We start from the raw sequence: 24771 nt of genomic DNA on the forward strand, positions 1-24771 counted from the left end.
ATAAATCTCTTTGTGAGACTTTGTGCCATACTTAGTGCACTTTGTGTTTAATTTTTTATTCATTTCGTAATGAAATTATTATATTTTTCTTTAAAGCCTTTTTAATTTGAAAATAAATCCAAATTAATGCATTAGTAAATATCAGAATAACAAGTAAAAAAACAAAAGTAAAAGACATGTTATAGGATATTGAAATTAATGAAGGCAAAATTCCAATAAATGAGGATACAATTCCTATTGAAATTCCAATAAATATTAAATAAATATTCTCTTTAAAAATCAAAGAAAAAATATTCTGTTTTGTAAAGCCTATAGCCAACATCATGGATAATTCCTGTTTTCTATCAAGTAGATTTCGGTATAATAATATTCCTATTCCAATGGTTCCGATTATTACACCTAACCCTCCTAAAATCATAAAAACCGATAAATATGTATTCGTTACGGAGCTAAACTGACTTAAGCGTTCTGTTGTTTTTGTAATATCTATTCCATAATCTTTTAAATAACTATTTAATAAATCATTTACGACTGTAATTTTATATTTCGGAACATCTACAAGCATTATTTTAGAACCACCTATTGAAGGGAAATTTTCTTTAAAATGTTTTTCAGAAATCAAAATATTTCCCTGAAATATAGAGGAACTCAAACCACCAACTAATACTATTTTCAGATTTTTTCCAGATTCATTAACATAAGTCAGAGTATCTCCAAGTTTCTTTAATAAACCCCATGTAATAACTGATTGATCGGCAAATGCAGGGATTATATTTTCGCCGTATTGTTTATTTAATTCTGTCCAAGGATTTAAATTATTTACATTTTCTGAAATATTCTCAAATGAGAAAGATTTACGTTTATTAAATTCTTCGGGATTTACACCAATTATTTTTGGATTCTGAATGTGATTTAAATTAAGACAACTTGCATCGTCACCATTTAATGAAAGAAACTGTGCAAAATTAACATTATTCAAAATACTATCATTTGAGAAACCCAATTTGTCTTTTCCATTTTTAGTATTTAAATTAAAGGTTAACGGAATACTTGTTTCTGCCCAAAAAGTATAGCCACCGGTACCAGAGTTATTTTCATTTTCGCTTCCTACAAATGTATTTTTATTTGCTCCAGTAATTACAACTACAAAAACACCCAATGAAATTAATATAACAATTGTTATACTCCTTAACTTATTTCTAGAAGCATTAATAAATGCAAGTTTATTTAAACTTGTTTTATCTGAATTATTCTTATTTCCAATTAAAATATAAAATAAAGTAATACATCCAACCAAAAACAATCCACCAGACATCAGAAACAAAGCAGCATTTTTATCTACAGAGGTTAATATCGAATATAATATTAAAGTTAATGATCCACCAAATGCAATAATAACAGAAAAAAACTGTATCCATTTATTTCTATTTCTAACAAATTTCAATGATATAGAATTATTATTAATCAGGTTTACTGCAGTTTTTTTAAGATTAAAATAAGTAACAACATAAATGGTTAACATCGAAATTTCGAAACCACTTAAAATACCTGTTAGCAATGTCATTGGTTTAATAGAGACATCCATCATTGAAGTTCTTATAATATCATTCCATACAGAATTTATTGCTAACATTAAACCATAGTTATACAAAATCCCAACACACACTCCAAATAGACTTCCTATTAATACAGTAATTGTGCTCTCATATACCTGCAGATTCAATATTTTACCTCTTCTATAACCCATACTAATCAGCAATCCAATTTCAGCTTTACGTGCTTTAAGATTTAAAACAAATAGCATTACTGTTAGAATAATTCCTGCAAGAATCACAAAAAAACTTAGACTTAAAAACAATTGACCAAAATCAACTCCAGTACTTGCAGACTGCATACCAGAGGTTTTAACATCAACAATAGAAAGGTTAAGATCTTCAGGATTAATTTCTTTTAAAATTTCCTGATCTGGAGTTTTTGTAGAAGAAATAAAAGTTGAATCGTTAAATCGAATTGAAGTATAATCACCAAACTTATTTTCCCAATGCTTTTTTCCTGCCTCAATTGAAATTACAGCTTTTGGAGTTCCTCTGTATTCATTCCAGTATTTTTCATCTTTATCACGAATTTTCTTTAGATCAATTGGGATATTAGTATTCCATTCAACACAACTAATTGCAGTTGCAAATCCAGGAAATTTAGGCATTAATGAACGATTAATAAGACTGTCCTTTGTTTGAATAATACCTTTTACAATAAAGTGACTACTATCTTCTCTTAAATTCTGTCTGTCATCAATAACAAAATACATTAATTTAAGTGTATCACCAATTTTTGAATCTAAGTCTTCAGACAACCAATCATTAATTAAAATTTCATTTTCTTTAAGTTCTTTACTATAATAATTCTTTGAAACAGCAGTCACAAAAGAATAAGGAGTCGATTTTTTCTTTAAACTTATTGAATTAACAAGATACGTTAAAATGGTTTTAGCAGTTGGAATTTTATTTATTATTGATAACGAAATCTGTTTATCAATAAATATTCTATCAGATGTTATTTCACAATTCCCTTTTTCGTCTATCTTATTAATTTCGATACCAGCATCTTTTACATTCCAGACATCAGAAAGCACACTATTAAAAAAATCTGTGTCAGCAATGATATTCTTCTGTTCTGTCAATAAAACAACGTTCACTAATCCATTTACATCTAACTTTGCACTTAAGTATTCTCGCGAAATAAAAACATTATAAGGAGCTACCTGATTGTTTTTCAAACTGAATCTACCAAGGTTATTTTCATCAGCAATTGCTTTTATTTTTAAGCGAAAAGAGACTGAAGGAATTTCTTCTGCACTAAATGGAGAATTGATTGGAATAACGCTTAATTTCTCAACCCTTAAAACTAATTCATCATTAACTTTTAAGTTTAATTTTTCTGCAGTATTTGTGCTGATTATAGCTTCATCAGTATTCAAATCAGGCATCTTTTTATTTGATAACAACCAAAAACTAGAATCGATACCTATTACCTGAGTCTTATTTATTCTTGTATCATTTTCAGGATTAGAAGAAATACCTTGAAGTAATATAATTGGTGCTGCCTGTACTTTTAATTTATTTGAAATTTCTTCAGCAAGTTTGGCTCTTACAAACCTATCGTTTGATTGCAGAACATATTGCACATTTCCAAGTCGATTTTCAACAATTCCAGTTAAACTAGCTTTTACAGAATCGCCTACTATTAAAGCTCCAGTTAAAACAGCAGTAGTAATAATTGTTCCGGCGAAAACAGCTAAATGTTGTTTTTTAAAGAATAGAACTGATTTTAATATGTAGTTTAGTTTTGTCATTTTTTTGTTTTGTCATTCAGAGCGAAGCGAAGAATCTAATTGTAGTATATCAAATAGGCACTTCGATCCGCCGCGGCGGACGCTCAGTGGGACATTAAGAATTATTATGATTTTATTAGTTTTCCATTATTCAATTTATAAATTATTTTCATTTTGTTAGCCAATTCAAAGGAATGAGTCACCAATACAAGTGCTACATTTTGTTCTTTATTAATTTTTGACAACAACTCACCTATTTGTTCAGCAGATTCCTGGTCAAGTGAACCAGTAGGCTCATCAGCAAAAATAATTTCAGGTTGATTTATCAATGCTCTTACAACAGCAGTGCGCTGACATTCTCCCCCTGAAAGTTGACCCGGATATTGTTTAATTTTATCTTGTAATCCTACAGATTTTAACAATTCTATTGCTCTTAATTTAGCAGCTTCTTTATGCTTACTATCTTTTATAATTAGAGTTGGCAAAAGAACATTCTCCAGTAAATTTAGTTGCGGTAACAAATGATGCAATTGAAAAACAAAACCAATTTTCTGATTTCGTATTTCTGCTAATTTCTTGTCATTAAATGTAGAAAGATCATCATTATTAATCTTAATTATACCAGAAGTTGGTTTATCTAATGTTCCAAGTATATTTAATAAAGTACTTTTACCGCAACCTGAAGGTCCTACAATTGCAACAGAATCTCCAGAATTAATTTTTAAAGAAATATTATCAAGCACCTTAATCTGCGATGAAGCAGTATTGTTTTGATAACTTTTATAGATCTTTTCTAATTCAATAATCATATTTTTCTTTTTCTATATTATGCAAGCCCTACAGGCTTGAGTTCAACTTATTTTTTTTACTTACAATAATGCAAGCTCTACGAGCTTTGACCACACATTTTATTTTTAACATAATTCAAGCCCTACAGGCTTGGGTTTAACTTATTTTTTTTACTTACTATAATGCAAGCTCTACGAGCTTGGGTAACACATTTTATCTTTAACATACAGCTTCTTTTTTTAATCATCAAACAATATTCAGATGCTCGTAGAGCATCCATTATTGTATCTAAAAACTCCAAACACCAATTTGATGCCTGTAGGGCATCCATATTTAGACATTATCAAAGAACTCAAATAAAAATCTATCATCGTAAACTACATCAAATTTTTTAAGTAAATCCAAATACTCCTCTCTAAATGGTCTTTTTTGATGATGCTCTTTCTGATTTAAAATGTAATTATAAACGTTTTCAACATGAGATTTACTATAAGAAAAAGCACCATAACCTTCCTGCCATTGAAATTTTCCTTTAACCAGTTTTTTATCATTAATAAAAAGTGAACTACTTCTTTTCAGATCTGATACAACATCTGAAATTGAAACTGTTGGGTTAATACTTAAAAAAACATGTACATGATCTAAATACCCATTAATTATAATAGTTTTATGTTTTTTATTTGTTAACAAATCACTCATATTACTGAACACTTCATTTCTGATAGATTCAGTCAACAAACATTCTCTGTATTTTACAGCAAAAACAAGTTGTGTATATAACTGTGTATAAACTCCAGGTTTCATTATTTCTTTTTTATGAAAGCCCTACAGGCTTTATTCCTTCTCTTTCTTTTACTTATTATTATGCAAGTCCTACGGGCTTGAGTTATAACTTTACTTATAATAATACTAATATATTATTTCCTGATTACTTTTTAATTTTAAAGTTAATCATATTTTCATAAATTTCAACTAGTCGCTTTGTTGAAACTTTCAAATTAAACTTTTCTTCAATAGCTTTTCTACCATTAATACTCATCAGATTTAATCTAGTTTGATCAGACAAAACTTCTGCAAGTTTTTCTGCAAGGGCATCTGAAGTATTAGGTTTGTAAATTGCACCAGCCTTAGATATTTCAACAATTTCGGGGAATGCAGCCAAATCGGGTTGAACAATTGGGATACCAGATGCTAAGGACTCAAGTTGGTATAATCCAAATGCCTCACCATTTAATACAGGAACAGATAAAACTGTAATTTTATTGAAAAATTCATCTAATACAGAAGTTCTGAAATCATCGACAAACTCAACAAATTGCAAAACTTTATTCTTTTCTAATTTGTTTATTTGTTTTTGAATAAATTTATTATCATCAGAAGTTTTACCACCAGTTAAGATTAACTTAAGATTAGATAATTCAGGTTGTGTTTTAATTTTAATAAAAGCATCAATAACGATTTCAAAACCGTTCTCTTCATTCATTCTTGACAAATACCCTATAGCCTGAGGATTCTGAGCTGGCGAATGAACATTATACATTTCCGGATTAACACCTAAATGGATCACATGTAATTTTTCTTCTTCAATCTGCATATTTTTCTGCATAATGTTTTTAAAGAAATCACTTACAGCAATAAATGCATCAATATCTTTTGCTTTTTCACTCATTAACTGCCAAAGCTTGGGTTTGTAATGCTCTTGCATTGCATTAATCCATACATCTTCATCCTGCAAAGAACAAAATACAGGAACATTTAATTCTTCTTTAATTTTAGCAGCTAATCCCATTAACAAGGCATTGGACAAATGAACAACATCTGGTTTCTCGTGATGTTTTAGATAATAAATTAGTTGATTTAATTCTTCAGTCTGAAAACCATCGGCTCCTTTAAGCATTGAAATTGTCATTTCTTCAAGACCTTCTGCACGAGTTGAACCTGATTTTTTTGCTGCATATTTTAAAATAAATGGAGAATTAAAGAATTTGTAAAGCCATTTTGGCATTTTGCGAAACAACTTAAAATTCTGTTTCAAATAAATATTTACAGCTCCATAAAAAACGGGAACTTCTGATTGATGAGCAAATTCTTCAATTGAATGGGGTAAATATAATGGCAATGTAATGGAATCATGTCCCTGTGCTTTTAATGCTTTCGAAAATGCACTATCGCGCAGACAATTTCCGCAATAAAATGTTCCTCCAAAACCAGGTACTATATAGGTTATTTTCATTTAATTTTTCATTTTTACTTTCTTCACCCTGAAGCTCTCGAAGGGTGACACTTTGCCCACCGCACAATATTTCGAGTACCTCAATATGACCCAACGCTTATTATTTTTATTATTTATCCTTTCCATAATTCATTACTTCCCAAAAACATAAACTTTTCCATCATCGGCACCAACAATTATAAAGTTATTTGTTACAGCAGGAGTGGAATAAACCGGACTCCCAATTTCATACGACCATAATTTTTTACCCGTTTTTAAATCCAAAATATAAAGTCTACCATCACCTGATGCCACAACTACAGAGTTTTGTGTTATAACAGGCGAACCCTCAATTTTTTGAAGAGTTGGAAAATTCCACAATATTTTTCCATCTGCTTTATTCAGACAATAAACTTTTTTATCTTGGGAAGTTATAACAACATACTTATCATAAATAGATGGTGAAGAAGTAAAAGTACCGCCTCCTTCAAATTTCCATACCTGTTTTTTTGTTGTTATATCAATACAGAAAAATTCTCCATCGTAATTACCGAAATAAGCACGATTTCCATCAATAGCAACTGACGAAGCTATATAATTATTGATATTAATTTTTGATATTTCTTTTCCTGAGTTCACATCAATTAAATGCAAAAAACCATCACAACCGCCAAAAGCAGCCATATTCTTAGAAATAGCAGCAGATCCATTTATATAATTTTCTGATTCAAATTTCCAGACAACTTTTCCAGTAGATGAATTAACACAGTGCAAATTATAATCGTAACTTCCGGTCAAAATTCTTTTTTGCTTTTTATCTGACCCTAACACCCAATTTGATGCACCAGAAATTTGTCCGTCAGTTTTATACTTCCATTTTAATTTTCCGGTTTTCGAATCCAAGGCATATAAATAACCTTCCAAAGACCCAACATAAATAGTATTATCAAGCAATAACGGTGCAGCTTCAATAGAGGTACCTGCTTTAAATTTCCAATTTAGTTTACCTGCTTTTGAAATTGAATACAAATAACCATCATTGGAACCAACATAAATATTATCATTACAAAATATTGGTGCTGATTTTATTTTATCCTCAGTTTTGTATGTACATAGCAATTTGTATGATTTCAATAAAGTCACATTTGTATAACCAGTCAAGTTTTGATTTCCACGAAATGAAGACCAGCAATCCTGAGCAAATACATTTATAGAAATTGCAAGTATTATAAGAAGTAATATGTTTTTAAAAAAAATCATCTTTCTCCTTTATAATTAGAAATTGCACCAGTGGGACAATTTAAGATACACTCCAACGCAGAATTTTTTATGGCCTCATCTAATGATTTGTTAAATGGAATATTAATCTGAATATCAAAACCACGTCCAACATATGACAATCCTACAATGTCTTTATTTCTCTTTGTTATTTCAACGCATAAACCACATTTAATACATTTTTCAGACTCATAAACTAAAACCTCATGCTGAAACAATTTTCTAATACTTTTTCTTTCTCGTGATTTAAATTTTTGCTGATCTGCTTCGTATTTATCAGACAAAATTCTTAGTTTACAGCTTTCAGCTTTTCGACAATCACATCTTAAACAGCGTGATGCTTCAGCTATTGCTACCTCATTATTAAAACCGGCAAGTTTACCATTCACGGGTTCATTCCGGTTACCCAACATTGATTCTTTAAGATATTCAGCAATCTCTGATTCATTAAGCTTTCCAAATCTTGAATTAAATTGTCTTTTTTGTTTTTTTAATGCAATTCCTGATAAATAACAATGTACAGAATTAGCTACTGCTTTTCCATTTGCGACAACCTTAACAGCCATCTTAATTGGCTTAATTACTGAACCAGCTGCAAATACTCCAGAAATGTTTGTTGTATAAGCATCTTCATTTATTTCCAATTGCTGAACATTAGAATTTTCACCAGTAGCAATTATTATAGCATCAAAATCATTGCTTATTTGATCAATTGTTACAAGCGAATTTAATTTAAACTCTGCACCAAATTGTTTTAAAATTTCAATCTCTGTTTCCAGAACAAGTTTAGGTAATTCTGTTTCAGATATATTTAATAATTTTCCTCCTGCACTTTCATTTTTATCAAACAAAGTACACGAATATCCATATCTTAACAAATGATAAGCAGCAGATAACCCTGCCATTCCAGTACCAATAATTCCTACTCTGTTATTTGAAGTAAAAAGTTTTTCAGGCAAGTAATACTTACCATTCTCACTATCTTTAATTGCAACAAATTTCTTTAACTGACAAATAGAGACAGCACCTTCAATTTGGTTTCTCCTGCATGCATTTTCGCATGGTGCTGAACAAATATAGCCAAGAATTAAGGGCAACGCTATTTCTTCTTTTACAACTTGAAGTGCTTTTAAAAATTCACCTTGAGCAATTAACCTATTCATTTTAGGAATATCCATAAAAGCAGGACAACTAATTCTGCACGGTGCTTCACAATCGCCCACATGATCACTTAAAAGCAACTCCAAAGCATCTTTCCTAAATTCAAAAACTTCTTGTGAATTACAAATTATATCCATTCCCTCCTGCACTTTCATTTCGCAAGATGGAATAAACTCTCCAGAAATATTATTCTTAACAGCACAAACCATACATGATGCATGATTAGGAACTGACTCATTAAAGCACATTGTAGGAATTTTAATTCCAGTAGTTTCTGCAGCTTTCAAAACTGAAATTCCATCTTGAACATGAATTGTAATATTATCAATTTTAAGATTTATCATTCTACCTTGTTATTACCGCTCCTGTCGGACAAATCTGTTTACAAATATCACACTTAATACATTTAGCAGATACAACGAAATGTAATTCATGTGGCTTTGCTTCAATTGCATCTGACGGGCACCTTTGTGCACACATAGTACAGCCAATACAATCGGTTGTTATTTCATATCTAATAATATTTTTACATTTTCCTGTAGGGCAAGAACCATTGATATGAGATTCGTATTCATGTCTGTAATACTGTAGTGTTGATAAAACAGGATTTGGAGCAGATTTTCCAAGTCCACATAAACTTCCTTTCTTCGTTTTTAGTGCAAGTTGTTCTAGTTTATCTAAATCTTCAGGTTTGCCTTCGCCATCGCATATTTTATTTAAAATATCAAGCATTCTTTTTGTCCCAACTCTGCAAAATGTACATTTTCCACATGATTGATCTTGGGTAAATGAAAGAAAATACCTTGCAATATCAACCATGCAATCGGTTTCATCTAACACTACCAATCCACCAGAGCCCATCATTGCTCCTGCATGAATCAAAGATTCATAATCAATAGTTATATCTGACATTGAAGCTGGAATGCAGCCACCAGATGGTCCGCCAATTTGAACTGCCTTAAATGTTTTACCATTTGCAATACTACCACCAATTTCTTCTACAATTTGTTTTATAGTGGTACCCATCGGAACTTCAATTAATCCGCCACGATTTACCTTTCCAGCTAAAGCAAACACCTTTGTTCCTTTGCTTTTATCTGTACCTATTTTATTGAATTCACTTGCACTATTTCTAAAAATCCATGAAACTAATGAGAAAGTTTCTGTATTATTTATCAATGTTGGCTTATCCCATAGACCACTTTCAGAAGGATAAGGTGGACGAAGTGATGGAAATCCTCTGTCACCTTCAACAGAAGCAATTAAGGCAGTTTCTTCACCACAGATAAAAGCTCCTGCACCTTGAAAAAGTTCAATATTAAATGTAAAACCAGAGTTAAAAATATTGTTTCCTAAAACTTTATTTTCTTTACAAATTTCTAAAGCAGTTGTTATTTGTTTTACTGCAAGTTTATATTCAGCACGAATGTAAAATATACCATGAGTTGCGCCAACTGCGTATGCTGCAATTAGCATACCTTCAATAATTCTAAATGGATAAGATTCTAATAACATTCTATCCATAAATGCGCCAGGGTCTCCTTCATCTCCGTTACAAATCACATATTTCACATCAGATTTCGCATTCCTCACAATTTCCCATTTGAGACCAGAAGGGAAACCTGCTCCTCCTCTACCTCTTAATCCACTTAACTTTACTTCTTCAATTATTTGTTCTGAATTTAATTCATGCAAGCATTTTTTTAAGGCAACAAAACCGCCAAGTTTAACATATTCGTCGAAATCCAAAGGTTTTATAACACCTCGATACTCTGTTGCAATATTAATTTGACTTTGCAAAAATTCAGAAACAGGAGTATCTCTTTTTTCTGAAGAATAATTATTTATTGTTACAGGAACATCATTTACAGCAACATTCTCGATAAAATTATAAAACCGATTTTTGAATTCAGTAATAAAACTATCAGTTTTAAAATGTTTTAATAAAATTTTTCTTACATCTTCAGGTTGAATTTTAGTGTATATAGCTGTCTCCTCACCCTCTTTAACAATTTCCATCATTGGCACTTGATTACAGATTCCAACACACCCAACCTGCTTTACATTTACATTTATTTTATTATTGTTTAATGTTTTTTCAAGCTCATCCTTTACTTCAAAACTTCCACTTGCAACACAACAGGAACCAAGACCAATTCTTACTTCTCCTTTAATATTGGATTCAACAGCAGATTTTTTTTCCTTTTTTAGATAAGGATTATTTTTCTGACTTAAAAAATCCTGTAATATTTCAGAAATTTTATCCGTTGTTACATGACCATAGGTTATATCATCAATCTGAACAACCGGAGCAATGGTGCAACAGCCAAGACAAGCAACTTTAGATACTGTAAACAATCCTTGAGCGTCAGTATCTGTTTGGTCATTTAATTTTAATTCTCTTCTAAATGCATCATAAACAAGCATTGCACCTTTTACATGACAAGCTGTACCAACACAAACATTTATTATATGTTTTCCGACCTGTTGATGTCTAAATTGAGAATAAAAAGTTGAAACACTTTTAATTCTTGCTGAAGAAATATCCGTTGTTTCACAGACTCTTTGAAGTGCTTCTTCTGGTAAATAATTAAATTCTGTTTGAATTGCCTGCAAAATAGGAATAACATTGTTCACCGCAGTACCTTTATCAGCAACAATTCTATCAACAGTATTTAATATTTCTTTATTCATTGTTTATTTTCCAATACAATAAAGATTATTACCAGCCCTTACAAATATTTTTCCATCAGCAAATGCAGGAGTAGAAACAGTATTTTCGCCAAGTTTAGGATCGCCAACAGAACTAAATGTTTTATCAGCTTTGAATATATGCATGGTTCCTTTTTTGTCCATTAAATAAACTCTCTCACCTATCAGTATTGGTGAAGAATAAGTACCTGTTCCAAATTCATGATTCCAGTATTTGTCACCAGTTTTAGGATTATAACAGGCTACTTCACCATAACTGGTAACAACAAACAAATATTTATCATTTGCAACCGGACTAGGAACGTCGGACAAATAATCATTATTCTCCCAAAGTATTTTAGGTTGATCTCCTATTTGTATTGCTACTAATTTTGCATATTCATTTAACGCAAATACAATTCCATTGGCATAAGCAACAGATGGTCCGACTTCACCTGAAGTACAATCAATTTTCCATAATTCTTTACCTGTTGAAGGATCGTATGAAGCAACATATGGTTCAGCAATTAATAGAATTTCAACTCTTGAACCTGTATTAACAATTACAGGTGAAGCCCATGAAATTTTTACTTTTCGGGGTGTACTCCAAATTGTTTTACCAGATTGAGTTGAAAGAGCCATCACCTTTGCACCATTATTCTGATCAAACTGAACAATTATTTTATTCTCAAATAACATTAAAGAAGATGAATGTCCATAATGGTTAGCAGGAACCCCAATATTTCGAGCCCAAACTTTATTGCCCTTCATATCCAATGCTATAATATCTCCTGTGGCAAAAATCGCATACACTTTTTCACCATCTGTTGTTACAGTAGGTGCAGAATATCCAGTATCATCAGTTACTTTAGGTGCAGTTGAAGGAGAACCGTCTATTCCACTTACATCTGCTGTCCACAATATATTCCCCGATTTTTTATCAAAACAATATACTTGTTGCTTTGTGCCATTTGCACCTGTTAAGAACACTTTTTCACCCCATACAACTGGTGAATTATAACCCGGTAGCGGAATAGTAGTTTTCCATTTAATATTTTTGCCACTTGCACCATCCCAACTAGTTGGAATATTTTTATGATAATCAATCCCATTACCACCAGGTCCACGGAAAGAAGGAAAATTACTCATCATTGCAGCTGTTGGAAATTCAATTAGAGTAGCAGTTTTAGAAGTATCAACAATTGCTGTATCAGAATTGATTTTTAAAGTATCACTATTCTGAATAATGTTAGAGTTAGCAATTAATGAATCATTCAAATTTAAATTACTTTCTAAAGAATCTTTTTGAGAAAATTTATTTCCGAGTTCATTATGAGATAAAAAAGCAAATATTAATGTAATTACAGCTAATAAAAGGCCTCCAATAGTTATCCATTTTCTTGCGTTCCTTTGGGTATTTGGCAATTTATCATCTTTAACAAAAGTAACTGCCTGTACTTTGTTTTTTGTAGAATCCATCATTAATACCGCAATAACCATAACAATGATTCCAAATAACAATAAATAACCGCCAAAACGTATTTGCCATTGATTTGTAAAATATGCTTTTCGTGCAAGTAAATCAAATTCTCTTATTTCATTTCTCAAAGCCTGATCTCCGGGATTTTGATTTAACCTTTCAACTAGAGTATTTATAACTTTTGTATTTACTGGATCGGCTTTATTTATCTGAAAATAATTCCCAATAATCAGAATGCATAAAGCAAAAGAAAATACCCCTGCAATAATCAATACTGATTTCCAGAAACGAGCTTTTGAGTTATTATATTCTTTTTCTTTTATCATTTTTTATTTGGTAAAACCGGGCAATAATCCATACATCTTGCACAACTGTGACAAGTAGCTTTGTTAGGACTATAATCCGAATGATATTTAAATACTGTTAAACTAACCAATGTTAAACCAAAAACAAGACCTATAAAGCAACCAAAAATCCAACTTCCGATATAAAATTCATCAATAATAATAGCAGCTTCTGAATACAATTGATCTATTGTTTGACCTGACGATTTAAAAGCAGTTATTTCTATTGCCTCTTTATCTTTTACTCCAAAATTTGTATTATTCATTACTTCTGTTGCTAGTTTCACTTTATGATTAACCATAGCAAGGTTTTCGTGAAAATTTGAAGCAATATATCCACCTGCAAAAACTAATACAGGAACAATAACACTTAACAAAACATATCGCTTAACAATTACCTCAGTTTTCTCTTTTTCTTTAACAGGAGCAGGTATATTAATAGCTCCAAAAGGACAAGAACTCTCACATAACTTACAATTAATGCAATTTGCAGGTGTTATTGTCATATGCTTAAATGAAAAACGACTAACAATATTCAATAAAGCTCCATAAGAACATAAAAAACGACAATAAGGTCTTGCAATAAATACTCCTACTAAAAGGAATATTGCCCCGAGCATAAACATCATAAAAGTGGCATCAAATCTGTAAAATCCAATAAATGGATCATATCTGCAAATTATAAAATCGGTGCCTGTTGCAGCATATAAAATTGCTAATCCTAAATATATAAATGGAATAATTCCAAGAACTTTCTCTAACCATGCCTTTATTGGCATTGGCCGAAATGCAAAAATATCTTGAATTGCGCCTAAAGGACATACTCCAGCACAAAATGTTCTCCCAAAAAACAATGTATACAGTAATGGTATTACAAAAAACAAAAGAGCAGTAATTGGAATATTGTAACTTTCATTAAAAAGCGCAAGGGTAACATTTTGGACTGATCCAACCGCACATACACAGCCTTGTTTGTAAAACCCAAAATAAAGTATGGTAAAAACGGACATCCAGAAAACACCTTTTCTTGAACGTTTTTTAAGAATTAACCATGATATTAGACTGAGTGCAACAATCAATACCAACACATCCAAATATTCAAGAATCATTGCTCTTGGAGCTGGTGTTATTGTCTCTGGTTGAACATGGCCCGATTCAAATTCAGGTTTTGGGAAACGATTTTTTGCGGACAAATCAAAAGCTTGTAATGAAATTATTACAAAAAAGAAAAACAATAATATGTTTTTGATTTTATTCATTAAAAAATCAGTTGTTTATCGGGATTGCAAATCCCGAGTTATTATGTTCTGGATTACAAATCCAGAACAGCTTGTTATTTATAGTTTGTTTTTCCATTTGTTAGAATCTCTTAAACCAAGCATTAAATATGAATCTGAACTCAATACTCTTGAAAATGCATTTGATGGACAATCTCTTGCAATTGAACATTCATTGCAATTATCACATAAATCCTGACTAACCTGAAGTTGAAGTGAACCATTACCAAAAGCTCCACAACCTTTCACACATTTACCACAGCCAATACAAAGTTCTTTATCTATTTCATATTCAAAAAATGGTTCTTCAATAAATTTTCGTTTTAATGCACTTGTTGGACAAAGTTGATTTTCTGCGGCTGTTGTTAAATCTTTAGTTCCCGGTTTAAAATATCCACCACATAAATCGCAGTATCCACACATATCATATGCATGAAAACATTTTACAGCTGAAGGTTTTTTCACACAACTTGTGGCACATCGTCCACATTGAGTGCATTTTTTTGTATCGAGTTGCCAGACAGTTTTTTCAGAAATAGTTTTTGTAATCAGTCCACCAGCAATGCTTCCCAACCCAATAAGGATAGATAATTGCATTCCTTTTCGAATGAATTCACGACGAGTGATTTTATATTTTTCTTCAGAACTCATTTATTTAATTTACCTGTTTCTTTAAATTTAACTGCTTCCGGTAAGTTACATTTATTAAGCTTATTGCAATTATTGCAAATAAAATCAAAATCGCAATTCTCATTTTCATCCTCTCTAGATAACAACGTGCCAGCAACTAATCCTAAACCAACTAAGATTGACCCCCTTGCAACATTTTTTATAAATTCTCTTCTATCCATTTTGCAATCTAGTTTGATTTTTCAAATACTCTAATTTGTTTCATTGACGGATCTAGGATATAAATCTTGTTTCTTGAATCAACTGCTAAATCAAGCCCTTTGGTTCCATCATCAAATTTATCTGGACCAGCAACTATGCAAACAAACTCACCAGAAGGAGAATAAATTTTAACTCTTGGAATTGCTTTTTCAGATGTCACAAATGAACCATCTGATAACAAAGTAAAATTAGTTGGATTACAACAACCACAAAATCCTTGAATTTCTTCAGATGATTTTCCCCAACTTGAAATTAAACCTCCTTTTTTATCAAATGCTTCTAATAAATATGCTCCTGGATTTACAATCCAAATCTCTTCATCTCTTCCTATTGAAACATCAAAAAATGCCGACCTGATAATTATTCCTGGAACACCTTTTAAGGAATCTTCTTTTGCAAAATCTTTCAGAAATTTTCCTTTTAAATCATATTCATGAACTACCCTATCAGTAGCATCAGCAACAAATACAGAAGATTCATTTATTGCAATACCAGATAAAATTGATTCTGTATTTCCGGTTTCCCAACGCCTTAAGAAATTCCCATTTAAATCCCATACTTCAACATGATTCTGAACTCCTAAATATATTTCACCAATTGAATTTACAGCAACACAATTGCCAACTTCACCCAGTTTAAATGATTTTAATTCTTTAAATTCTTTATCATAAACTATTACTTTACTTCCAACTATAACAATATCATCATTATCATCAATTGAGATTCCATTCAATTCATCAATTTCAGGTTTAATCTGAGCTACCTCTTTATAACAAATTAAACTTGTATCATACTTTTTTAAACTATCAGTATTTAATTCATATGGATTATCTTGGCTAACTTCAGAAAAGTATAAATCTTTTACCATTAAGGCTACAACAGCCAAAATCAGTATAATTAAGAATCCTATTATTAATTTTTTATTCATATAAAAACAATTAACCGCAAAGAATGCAAAGTCTTTCGCAAAGCTCGCTAAGTTTATATTCCATTAACAACTCTTTTAATCTCATATAACAACTAAACGCAAAGAATGCAAAGTTTATCGCAAAGTTCGCTAAGTTTATAGTCCATTAACAACTCTTTTGATACCATCTTTTAACCTCAATACATTAAAATTTATCAATAAACCCAATTTATAATTTCCAAGTTTCAAATATGTTAAAGTTTGAGCAAGGTGAATATCATTTAAACACTCAACACTTTTTAACTCTAACACTAACTTATTCTCAACAAGTAAATCTATTCTATATCCGCAATCCAGTCTAACTTCTTCAAATATTAATGGCATTGCTTTTTCTTTTTCGACAAACAAACCTGACTTATTTATTTTATAAAATAAACATTCTTTATAAGCACTTTCCAGTAAACCCGGACCAAGTGCAGTGTGAACTTCTATAGCTGAACCAATTATTATATTTGACAATTCATTTTCAGTCATTCTCTTATTTTTTTCTTTGCGTATTATTCTTTGCGCTCTTTGCGGTTTAATATTTTTATTTTTTAATATCTATACATATCATTTGTTTTGAATCTCTCATAATTAACTTTCCATCAGCAATGGCAATGGGACCCCATGCATCCTGCCCATCCATAACTTTGGTTTTACTTAACAATACAAATTTTGAGGTATTAGCTTCTGCAATTGTTAAAGTGCCATCATCATCAACAATATAAAATTTATCATCAGCAATAATATATGGACCTAAACCAAAACGAATATCTTTTCCACTCGACCAAAGAATTTTCTTACAATTATCAGGATTGCAACACACAAACTGATCGCGCAAACCACCTGCATTTTTTGGAAGTATTGCAAACATTAATCCTTTATAAAAAATTGGTGTCTGTTGTTCTGAAGCTACTCCTTCTGTTGGTAGATATTTTTGAAGAACCTTTACAGAAAAATTTCCTGCAACTCCGGTAAGTTGAAAAAGCATTGCTCCTACTCCATAACCCGCAGTAATAAATACTTTTCCATTATTTAAAATCACTGGCGATGGAGCAACCACATTTGGACCAAACTCAGTTGTTTTCCATAACAATTTACCTACATCACTTCCTTCTGCAGAAATTCCGCAGACACCACCAATAGCAGAATATACATACATTTTCTTTCCGCCAAAAGTCATTGGCATTATTGACGAATGTGACATTTTCCATTTATCAGGATTAGGAGTTTTCCAAAGCACTTTTCCTGTTGCGCAATCAACACCAATCATTATGGCATCTCCACCTGTGGCAATAACAGCAACATCATTATCAATAAACGGACACTGACCAGTATTCCAAAAAGGAATTTCGGTTTTATATTCTCTTTCTAAATCAATCCCCCATAACAAATCACCATTTAAAGAACTAATACACATTACATGTCCCTTTGGACCAATTGTAACAACATATTTGTCGTTTACTGCAGGAATTGTTCTTGAAATTCCATGATTACGTTTTATATGAACAGCATAAAATCTTCTCCATAATTCATCACCAGTTTCAAGAGATAGACATTTTAGAACATCAGCTTTTTTCGCTTCATTATAATCTAAAACATAAACTTTTCCATTATAAATTGCAGCAGCAGCATGGCCTTCGCCCATATCCAATTTCCAAATTATTTTAGGACCATCTTTCCCAAAATTATCAATAAGTTTTATGTTCTCTTTGTTAATATTATCAAAATCGGCTCCTCGAAAATGTGGCCATTTACCTGTTAGTGTTGAAGAGTATTCTTTCAAAGAAGTAAATTTTTCACCAATTTTTACAATAATATTTGTATCAGCAGATCTGGGTGGTCTATTATCCAAACCTGGAAGACTAGCTTTAAAATCCTTTACAGGATCATGAACAAACCATAATACAAAAACAGTAATGCTAATTAAAGCAAGAAGAATAATTATATATTTTGTTATATTCTTCTCAAACATTTGAAATTATTCTGCAGCTAAAGAATAAGCAATTAAAACATTACCATGACGCATATATAAAATACTATTTTTTATTACCGGATGCGCCCAATGATAATCTGCACCTAGAGTAATTTTAATTTTACTTATAATTTCGAAAGCATTTTCGGTAGGTTTTACTAAAGCAAAGTCACCTTTATCGCTATAACAATATAGCAAACCATCATTAGCAATTGTAACCCCTTTACCTAAAGCATCAGTTTGATATTTCATCATTCCAGTTTGCCAATCAATACATTGCCAGGTTTTATTATCCTGACCAGAGCCATATAAGTTTCCACCAATTAATACTACTCCACCCATCTGGTTATCTAAAGTAGTATTTGTCCATAATTCTGTTACTGAATTTCCATCATCGGCAAGCTTTAACATAATTCCACCCGAACCATAACCACTAACAACATAAATTTGTCCATCATGATAAAGTGGTGTATTTGCATGAACCGACCATTTATTCTTTTTTGGGTATGTCCATATAACTTTTCCAGTTTCAGGTTCAATTCCCAATACTGTACTTTCAGTAAGAGTACAAATTATTTTTTTCCCTTTATGATTAATTAAAATGGGAGAACAATATGCAGTTAATTCTCCTGCTCCCGGAGAAACCCATATTGTTTTACCATCGTTTCTATTTAATGCAACAATGTTACTTTCTTTACCACCTGCAGAAAAAATAACTTTATCTTCAACAATCAAAGGTGATTCAACAATTCCCCACTTTGGTGGTTTTGCACCAAATAATTTTGCCAAATCAATTGTCCACAGAACTTTTCCAGTTGTAGCATCAAGACAAACTGCTAACCCATAACTACTATTTACATAAATCTTATTTTCAAATACAGTTGGAGTAGAACGACATCCAGGCCATGATTCAGCCCACTCTCTTCCATATGCAGTTTTCCAAAGTAAATTCCCTTTTAAATCCAACGCAAAAACATAACCTGTAGTATCAATCATACCACATGTAATTATTTTATCAGAAGTAATTATTGCTGATGCAAAGCCTTTACCTAAATCATCAAAATGCCATAATATCTTTGGACCATCTGCAGGCCATTGCTTAATTAATCCGGTTTCATTATAAACACCATCACGGTTAATACCACGCCATTGAGTCTCAAATTGTGCATTAGCCAAGCTAAAAATAAACAAAGAAATTGCAAGGAGAGTATTGAATTTACTATTTTTCATAAAAAATCTTTTACTACATAATTTTATACTGTTGGCAAAGATAACATTTCTATGTTTTTTACATCAATTTAGATTATTAAAAAATCATATTTTAAGACATAATTTTCTAAAAATACATTTTACCTAAGAATAAAATAAATTGATTCTACGAAACTAGAGAAATAGTAAACGAAACATAGAAATAATCTGACAAAAAACTAAACTGCTACATCAATAGTTTCCTGCCTTAACTGAGTAGAACTTTGGCTGATCTTTACTTTAGAAAGTATAGTTTCTAATAACGGCAACATAACTTGTAATGCACCTATGTTTATTATCAAATTCCATAATGGTTCAAATTTTTTCCAGCCACCTGTATAAAACAAATGCTTCATCTGATGTTTAAATAAATCATGCGAAAAGGAAGCTTTTAAAATATTATTCCATGAATAGAATTCCTTATATGACCACAAATACCCTTCTTCTAATTCTATAGAAGTCATTTTTGTTGTATTAAAAACAACATGCCTGGTATCATATAAATCCCAGTTTCTTGTTAAAAGCCTACCGGAATTTTCCATTTCATTAAACAATCTGGTTCCGGGGTAAGGTGTAAGAACATGATACGTAGCAGTTGTTATGGCATTTTTAACTCCCCATTCAACAGTTCTTTTAAAAACATCTTTATCATCATCATCCAGACCATAAACAAAGCTTCCATTTATCATTATACCATGATTATGCAGGCTTTTTATTGCTTTTTCGTAATCAATTTTAAGATTTTGATTTTTATTGCTTTGTTTTAAATTTTCAGATGAAAGAGTTTCAAACCCGACAAACAGACTTCTTAAACCGGCATCAGCAGCTTTATCTAATAAATCATTATTTAAAACAGATGCCACAGTTGCAGCTCCCTGAAAAACCCTGCCCATGCCTTTCATTGCAACAAATAATTCAGCTGCAAATTTTGGATTTCCAAATAAATGATCGTCTAAAAAATATAAATGTTTGCCTGGTAATCTGTCAATATCTGCCAAAATGGAATCTATTTGCTGAGTGTAAAATGATTTCCCACCCTTAAAAAAATCATCTTTATAACAAAAATCACAATTATGAGGACAGCCTCTGGAAACTACAATTGAATTAGGCACAAGATAAAGATTCCGTTTTATCAAATCTCTTCTTATTAATGGTTGATTATCTAATGTTCTGATATTTGAAAAATATCTTTTTTTTGTATTTCCATTTTTAAAATCAATTAAAAATTGCGGAAAACTTTGCTCAGCTGGACCAAGAAAAATTGAATCGGCATACTGTTCTGCTTCATCTGGCAATGCAGTTACATGCAACCCACCCAAAGCAACAAAACTTCCTTTTGTTTTATAATGTTTTGCAATTTCATAAGCCCGATAAGCATTTGTTATATACACTTGAATAATTACAAGGTCTGGTTCATCATCTAGATTTAATTTTTCTACATGCTGATCCTGCAAATCAATCTCATCATCATCACTTAAAAACGATGCAAGAGTTGCTAGCCCAAGTGGTGGAAATAAAGAATATTTTATTGGTCGCCATAATGGACTTTTAGCTTCCCTTAATGCTGGTAAAATTAATTTAACCTTCATAGATATCTATTTAATTTTACTTAGCTTATAGTTTCTGAAAATGTAATAAAATGTAGTAATAAGAATTAGTCCCTGACCTACAATATATGTTAACCAGGGAAAATTCTTCGGAACAAATTTCATAGAAAGAATAAGAACATCATGACTAAAGAGATTAAGTATTAATTTTAACCATGAAAAATACTGATTTAAATATGTAATAAATTCCTGCATAAAACCTCCAACTACAATTAAAGACCCTATAACAAGTAACCACCATTCAATTTTGGACAAATTACATTCCTTGTTTCTTTCACTAAAATGGATTATTCCTATTGAAAGCAAAATCATATTTAAAGAAGTTAGTACTGGAGCAATCACAGGACCAGTCCACATTGATGGAAGAAGAAATAAAACATCCCATGTAAAAAGCGAAGAGGGCCAACCAATAATAACATATAAGAAAACATAATAAAAAATATCCCAGACTGCAAAAGCATAAATAAAACAGGCAAAACGCTCTTTAAAATCTCTTCCTGTTAAATATCCAATAGTAACTAACATTACTAATGTAGCAGCTTCTCTGAAAAATTCTGTAATTGCAACAGTTCTAGTAACAAGTGAAAGTGGAAATGAAAATCCATCAGGATAATAATGTTCACGCAAATAAATTACAATTGCCGATTCGAGCATTGCCATTGCAATACTAAATATTGTTAAAATAAATAATCTTTTTGGCCAGAATAATGATTTCATAATACAATTATTTTAATTACTAAAAATATTTGTTCCAAATGATTCACACCTATTCCACTTTTATTCATAACGGGTTTCGTTACGACTTGCAGTAGAAGTTCTTTTTTGAACTGAATTTTTGTTTCCATTTTCAATTTGTTCAATTTTCATTCTGAAATTTTTATAATGTTTATATTTTTCAATCAACTGAGGTCGGCTAATAAAGTTTTTATATGCAACTTCGTCATAATAATTCCATGATAATTTTGTTCCCATTTCCCATTCATATAAAAAATTGAACACAGTTTTTACATAATAACTTCTAAGATTATAAGCATAAAAATAATTTGACTTATAATTACCTTCAAAAACCCAGGGATTCTTTAAATGTTTTACAGGATAAAACTCATTATAATAAAGCTGATCTGGAAGCTTATTTATATCTATTAATGGAAGAGCTTTTGTTGACATATTAACTAAAAATTCATAATCCAAATCTTTGCAATACTTTGTGTTATATTTAGTAATAATAGTATCATAACTTAAAAGAGAGGTTATTGTTAACACAATGTACATTGCCCACGAGTTTCTATTTATAAGATAATAGCCTGATTTTTTTCTAAGAATTTTAATAAAGAATGTATACAATCCAAACAATACTAACATTAAAAAAATAAAAACACCAATTCTTTTATATGCTAGACCATATTGATCAATATAATGATAGTTTCTAATACCAACAGAGATTGCAAGAATCAAATTCTGAACAATCCATAATGCAGCTAATTTTCTTAAAATTTTACCTCTTGCAAAGAAATTCTGGTTTTTTCTGAAAATATATAACAATATTCCCATTGATAAAAGAATACTTAAAATTAAAAGATATGTACCTTCATGTACAAATTGTTTTAAATTCATTCCTTCTTTAAACTCAAACCCAAACCATAAGAATTTAATATCGACAATATTTGCAGCTAATACAAGAAGGTTAATTAATACCAATAATACCAGCGCAGATAAATATTCTTTTTTCAAGCCTGTGAATGAAAATCTTCTTTTTCTCCGAATTTTCACCCTTGATATTGTCAATGTTAGTTTGCTTTCAACTTTAGATAAATCAGATGCTTTATTTCGTAAAACTAACCATGTAACTAACAATATACCATGCACAAAAAAGAATATGCTTGCAAATGTTATATTACCAAAAATATTATAAAATAAATCCTGAATGGGAATAAGAACCTTGTCAGAGTATTCTGCAAATTTTTCGCTTGCAAAATAAAATATAAAAAAGAAAACAATTAAAATTAATATTGGTAAAATAATTATACTAAACCACCTTGAAAACCCTGAGCTTTGCGATTTCTCTGATTTATTTTTATTTCTTCCTGCAAAAAAGGAATAAGGAGATAATACCATTCCAACAATTGAAGATGGTATTGCATAAACAGGGCTTCTTGTATTTGACCATTGCGAAAAACTAGCGAATAGTATCAATGAAATCACATACATAACAACAGAGAATGAACTTCCATGAATTGTTACAGCAATACTTGTTGACAAAAGCCCAAACATTGACAACCATAAAGGTATTTTTTTAAGCGATTCACGAAAAAGGTACATCAACGATGGAACAATAAAAATTGTAAAAAATAAAAGATTAATACCAGGAGTTTCATGCCAAAAAAGCCACTGAAATAAACATGCTCCGATTAAAATCAGTAAGTAACTGATGTTGATTTTTGTTTTCATAATAGTACTTTGCGTTTCAAAGTTAATAAATAAAAAAAATTATTCGTTTTGTTTAATAATATTTTCAAGAACATTTAAGTGTTCCTTAAAAGCATTTCTGCCTAATAAAGTTGAACGATAAGAAGTATTAGGTTTTTTGTTTATGAAACGTTTATTTATTTCAATATATTGTTCAGCTTCTAATGCTTTTATATGACTGGCAAGATTACCATCTGTTATATCAAGCATCTCTTTTAAAGTGCTGAAATCAACCCAGTCGTTAACCATAAGAATCGACATAACGCCAAGTCTTATGCGGTTTTCAAAGGCTTTATTAAATTTATTTATTGGCAACTCCATAATCGTATTTAAAATAAATTACTATACCATATAAAATATGAAGAACGCCAAAACCAATACCCCAAAACCAAATTCCATAACCATTAAAAAATGATGCTAATATTCCTAAAAATATTTCTGATAATCCAAAATAATATGTGTCAGAATAAGTAAATTTACTTGCATTAACTAATGCCATCCCATAAAATATTAAAGTGGCAGGAATTATCATTAAATAATATTGATGGTATATAAGAAAAAAGCAAAATATGCCACCGGTAATTAATGGAATAAGAAAATGTATTAATAATCTTTTAGATGTTTTACTCCAGAAAGGAACTCCTTGCTTAATGGCTTTTCTCCACGAAAAATAAACACCTGCAAAAAGTGCAATAAAAAAAACAATTAAAGCATCAGCCAGTAAAACAATAACTGAATCATCAAACATTATCAAAATTCCCAATTGATTAATATACCACCATGCATAAACAGCACCTAACAGGGCTGCAATGCCTGCTATTATTCCGGAAAATCCGCTTAATGATAAAAACCTGGATGATTTCTCCATCAGATTTCTTATTTCTTTTAAATCTTCGATTTGAGCCATATTATAGTACTTTGTAATGCAAAGTTAGAAATTTATTTTAAACATGCAAATTAATGTTAGTTAAAATAAGTTAACCAGAAATATGATTTTAATTTATTAAGCTAGTATTATTAAAATTGTCTAGTAAATATTAAGAACTTTAGACACTTTAAGAACTTTAGTCAC

At 30.7% G+C, this 24771-nt stretch carries 20 protein-coding genes; all 20 read right to left on the bottom strand.

Annotated features, from left to right (window positions below; translation table 11 throughout):
• Positions 1-55 precede the first annotated feature (55 nt).
• Positions 56-3352 (bottom strand): ABC transporter permease, encoded by a 3297-nt coding sequence (locus HY951_13205; protein ID MBI5541016.1) that lies wholly within the window; start codon positions 3350-3352, stop codon positions 56-58.
• Positions 3353-3456: 104 nt separating this feature from the next.
• Positions 3457-4140, bottom strand: a complete 684-nt coding sequence (locus HY951_13210) for an ABC transporter ATP-binding protein (GenBank protein MBI5541017.1) — start codon at positions 4138-4140, stop codon at positions 3457-3459.
• A 313-nt stretch (positions 4141-4453) separates the two neighbouring features.
• A complete protein-coding gene (gene tnpA / locus HY951_13215; protein ID MBI5541018.1) occupies positions 4454-4924 on the bottom strand; it encodes an IS200/IS605 family transposase in 471 nt (156 codons plus the stop codon).
• Positions 4925-5048: 124 nt separating this feature from the next.
• On the bottom strand, positions 5049-6353 hold the full coding sequence (locus HY951_13220) for a glycosyltransferase family 4 protein (GenBank protein MBI5541019.1): 1305 nt from the start codon (positions 6351-6353) through the stop codon (positions 5049-5051).
• Between the two features lie 132 nt (positions 6354-6485).
• Positions 6486-7592: a PQQ-binding-like beta-propeller repeat protein gene (locus tag HY951_13225; GenBank protein MBI5541020.1), complete on the bottom strand. Its 1107-nt coding sequence runs from the start codon at positions 7590-7592 to the stop codon at positions 6486-6488.
• Complete coding sequence (locus HY951_13230) at positions 7589-9115, bottom strand: NAD(P)-binding protein (GenBank protein MBI5541021.1); 1527 nt, start codon at positions 9113-9115, stop codon at positions 7589-7591. Before HY951_13230 ends, HY951_13225 begins: the two co-directional genes overlap by 4 nt.
• 1 nt (position 9116) lies before the next feature.
• Positions 9117-11465, bottom strand: coding sequence for an NAD(P)H-dependent oxidoreductase subunit E (locus HY951_13235; GenBank protein ID MBI5541022.1), 2349 nt, complete (start codon positions 11463-11465; stop codon positions 9117-9119).
• A 3-nt stretch (positions 11466-11468) separates the two neighbouring features.
• Complete coding sequence (locus HY951_13240; protein MBI5541023.1) at positions 11469-13268, bottom strand: PQQ-binding-like beta-propeller repeat protein; 1800 nt, start codon at positions 13266-13268, stop codon at positions 11469-11471.
• On the bottom strand, positions 13265-14545 hold the full coding sequence (locus HY951_13245; GenBank protein MBI5541024.1) for a 4Fe-4S binding protein: 1281 nt from the start codon (positions 14543-14545) through the stop codon (positions 13265-13267). The genes HY951_13240 and HY951_13245 overlap by 4 nt, the downstream gene beginning before the upstream one ends.
• Positions 14546-14623: 78 nt before the next feature.
• Positions 14624-15214: a ferredoxin gene (locus HY951_13250; GenBank protein MBI5541025.1), complete on the bottom strand. Its 591-nt coding sequence runs from the start codon at positions 15212-15214 to the stop codon at positions 14624-14626.
• Positions 15211-15414 carry a hypothetical protein gene (locus HY951_13255; protein ID MBI5541026.1) on the bottom strand — a complete coding sequence of 68 codons (204 nt, stop codon included), beginning with the start codon at positions 15412-15414 and terminating at the stop codon, positions 15211-15213. The genes HY951_13250 and HY951_13255 overlap by 4 nt, the downstream gene beginning before the upstream one ends.
• Before the next feature lie 8 nt (positions 15415-15422).
• Positions 15423-16382, bottom strand: a complete 960-nt coding sequence (locus HY951_13260; GenBank protein ID MBI5541027.1) for a hypothetical protein — start codon at positions 16380-16382, stop codon at positions 15423-15425.
• Between the two features lie 135 nt (positions 16383-16517).
• Entirely contained in the window at positions 16518-16895 is a 378-nt protein-coding gene (locus HY951_13265) for a GxxExxY protein (GenBank protein MBI5541028.1), read from the bottom strand.
• A gap of 55 nt (positions 16896-16950) precedes the next feature.
• Entirely contained in the window at positions 16951-18378 is a 1428-nt protein-coding gene (locus tag HY951_13270; protein MBI5541029.1) for a PQQ-like beta-propeller repeat protein, read from the bottom strand.
• Positions 18379-18384: 6 nt separating this feature from the next.
• A complete protein-coding gene (locus tag HY951_13275) occupies positions 18385-19608 on the bottom strand; it encodes a PQQ-like beta-propeller repeat protein (protein ID MBI5541030.1) in 1224 nt (407 codons plus the stop codon).
• Positions 19609-19805: 197 nt separating this feature from the next.
• On the bottom strand, positions 19806-21215 hold the full coding sequence (locus HY951_13280; protein MBI5541031.1) for a B12-binding domain-containing radical SAM protein: 1410 nt from the start codon (positions 21213-21215) through the stop codon (positions 19806-19808).
• Between the two features lie 6 nt (positions 21216-21221).
• Positions 21222-21893 (bottom strand): hypothetical protein, encoded by a 672-nt coding sequence (locus HY951_13285; protein MBI5541032.1) that lies wholly within the window; start codon positions 21891-21893, stop codon positions 21222-21224.
• 117 nt (positions 21894-22010) lie between these two features.
• On the bottom strand, positions 22011-23681 hold the full coding sequence (locus tag HY951_13290) for a DUF4173 domain-containing protein (GenBank protein ID MBI5541033.1): 1671 nt from the start codon (positions 23679-23681) through the stop codon (positions 22011-22013).
• A 39-nt stretch (positions 23682-23720) separates the two neighbouring features.
• Positions 23721-24020, bottom strand: a complete 300-nt coding sequence (locus HY951_13295) for a transcriptional regulator (protein ID MBI5541034.1) — start codon at positions 24018-24020, stop codon at positions 23721-23723.
• Positions 24001-24606, bottom strand: a complete 606-nt coding sequence (locus HY951_13300) for a hypothetical protein (protein MBI5541035.1) — start codon at positions 24604-24606, stop codon at positions 24001-24003. Before HY951_13300 ends, HY951_13295 begins: the two co-directional genes overlap by 20 nt.
• Between the last annotated feature and the right edge of the window lie 165 nt (positions 24607-24771).

This window comes from Bacteroidia bacterium (assembly GCA_016218155.1).
In the GTDB taxonomy this organism is placed as follows: domain Bacteria; phylum Bacteroidota; class Bacteroidia; order Bacteroidales; family GWA2-32-17; genus GWA2-32-17.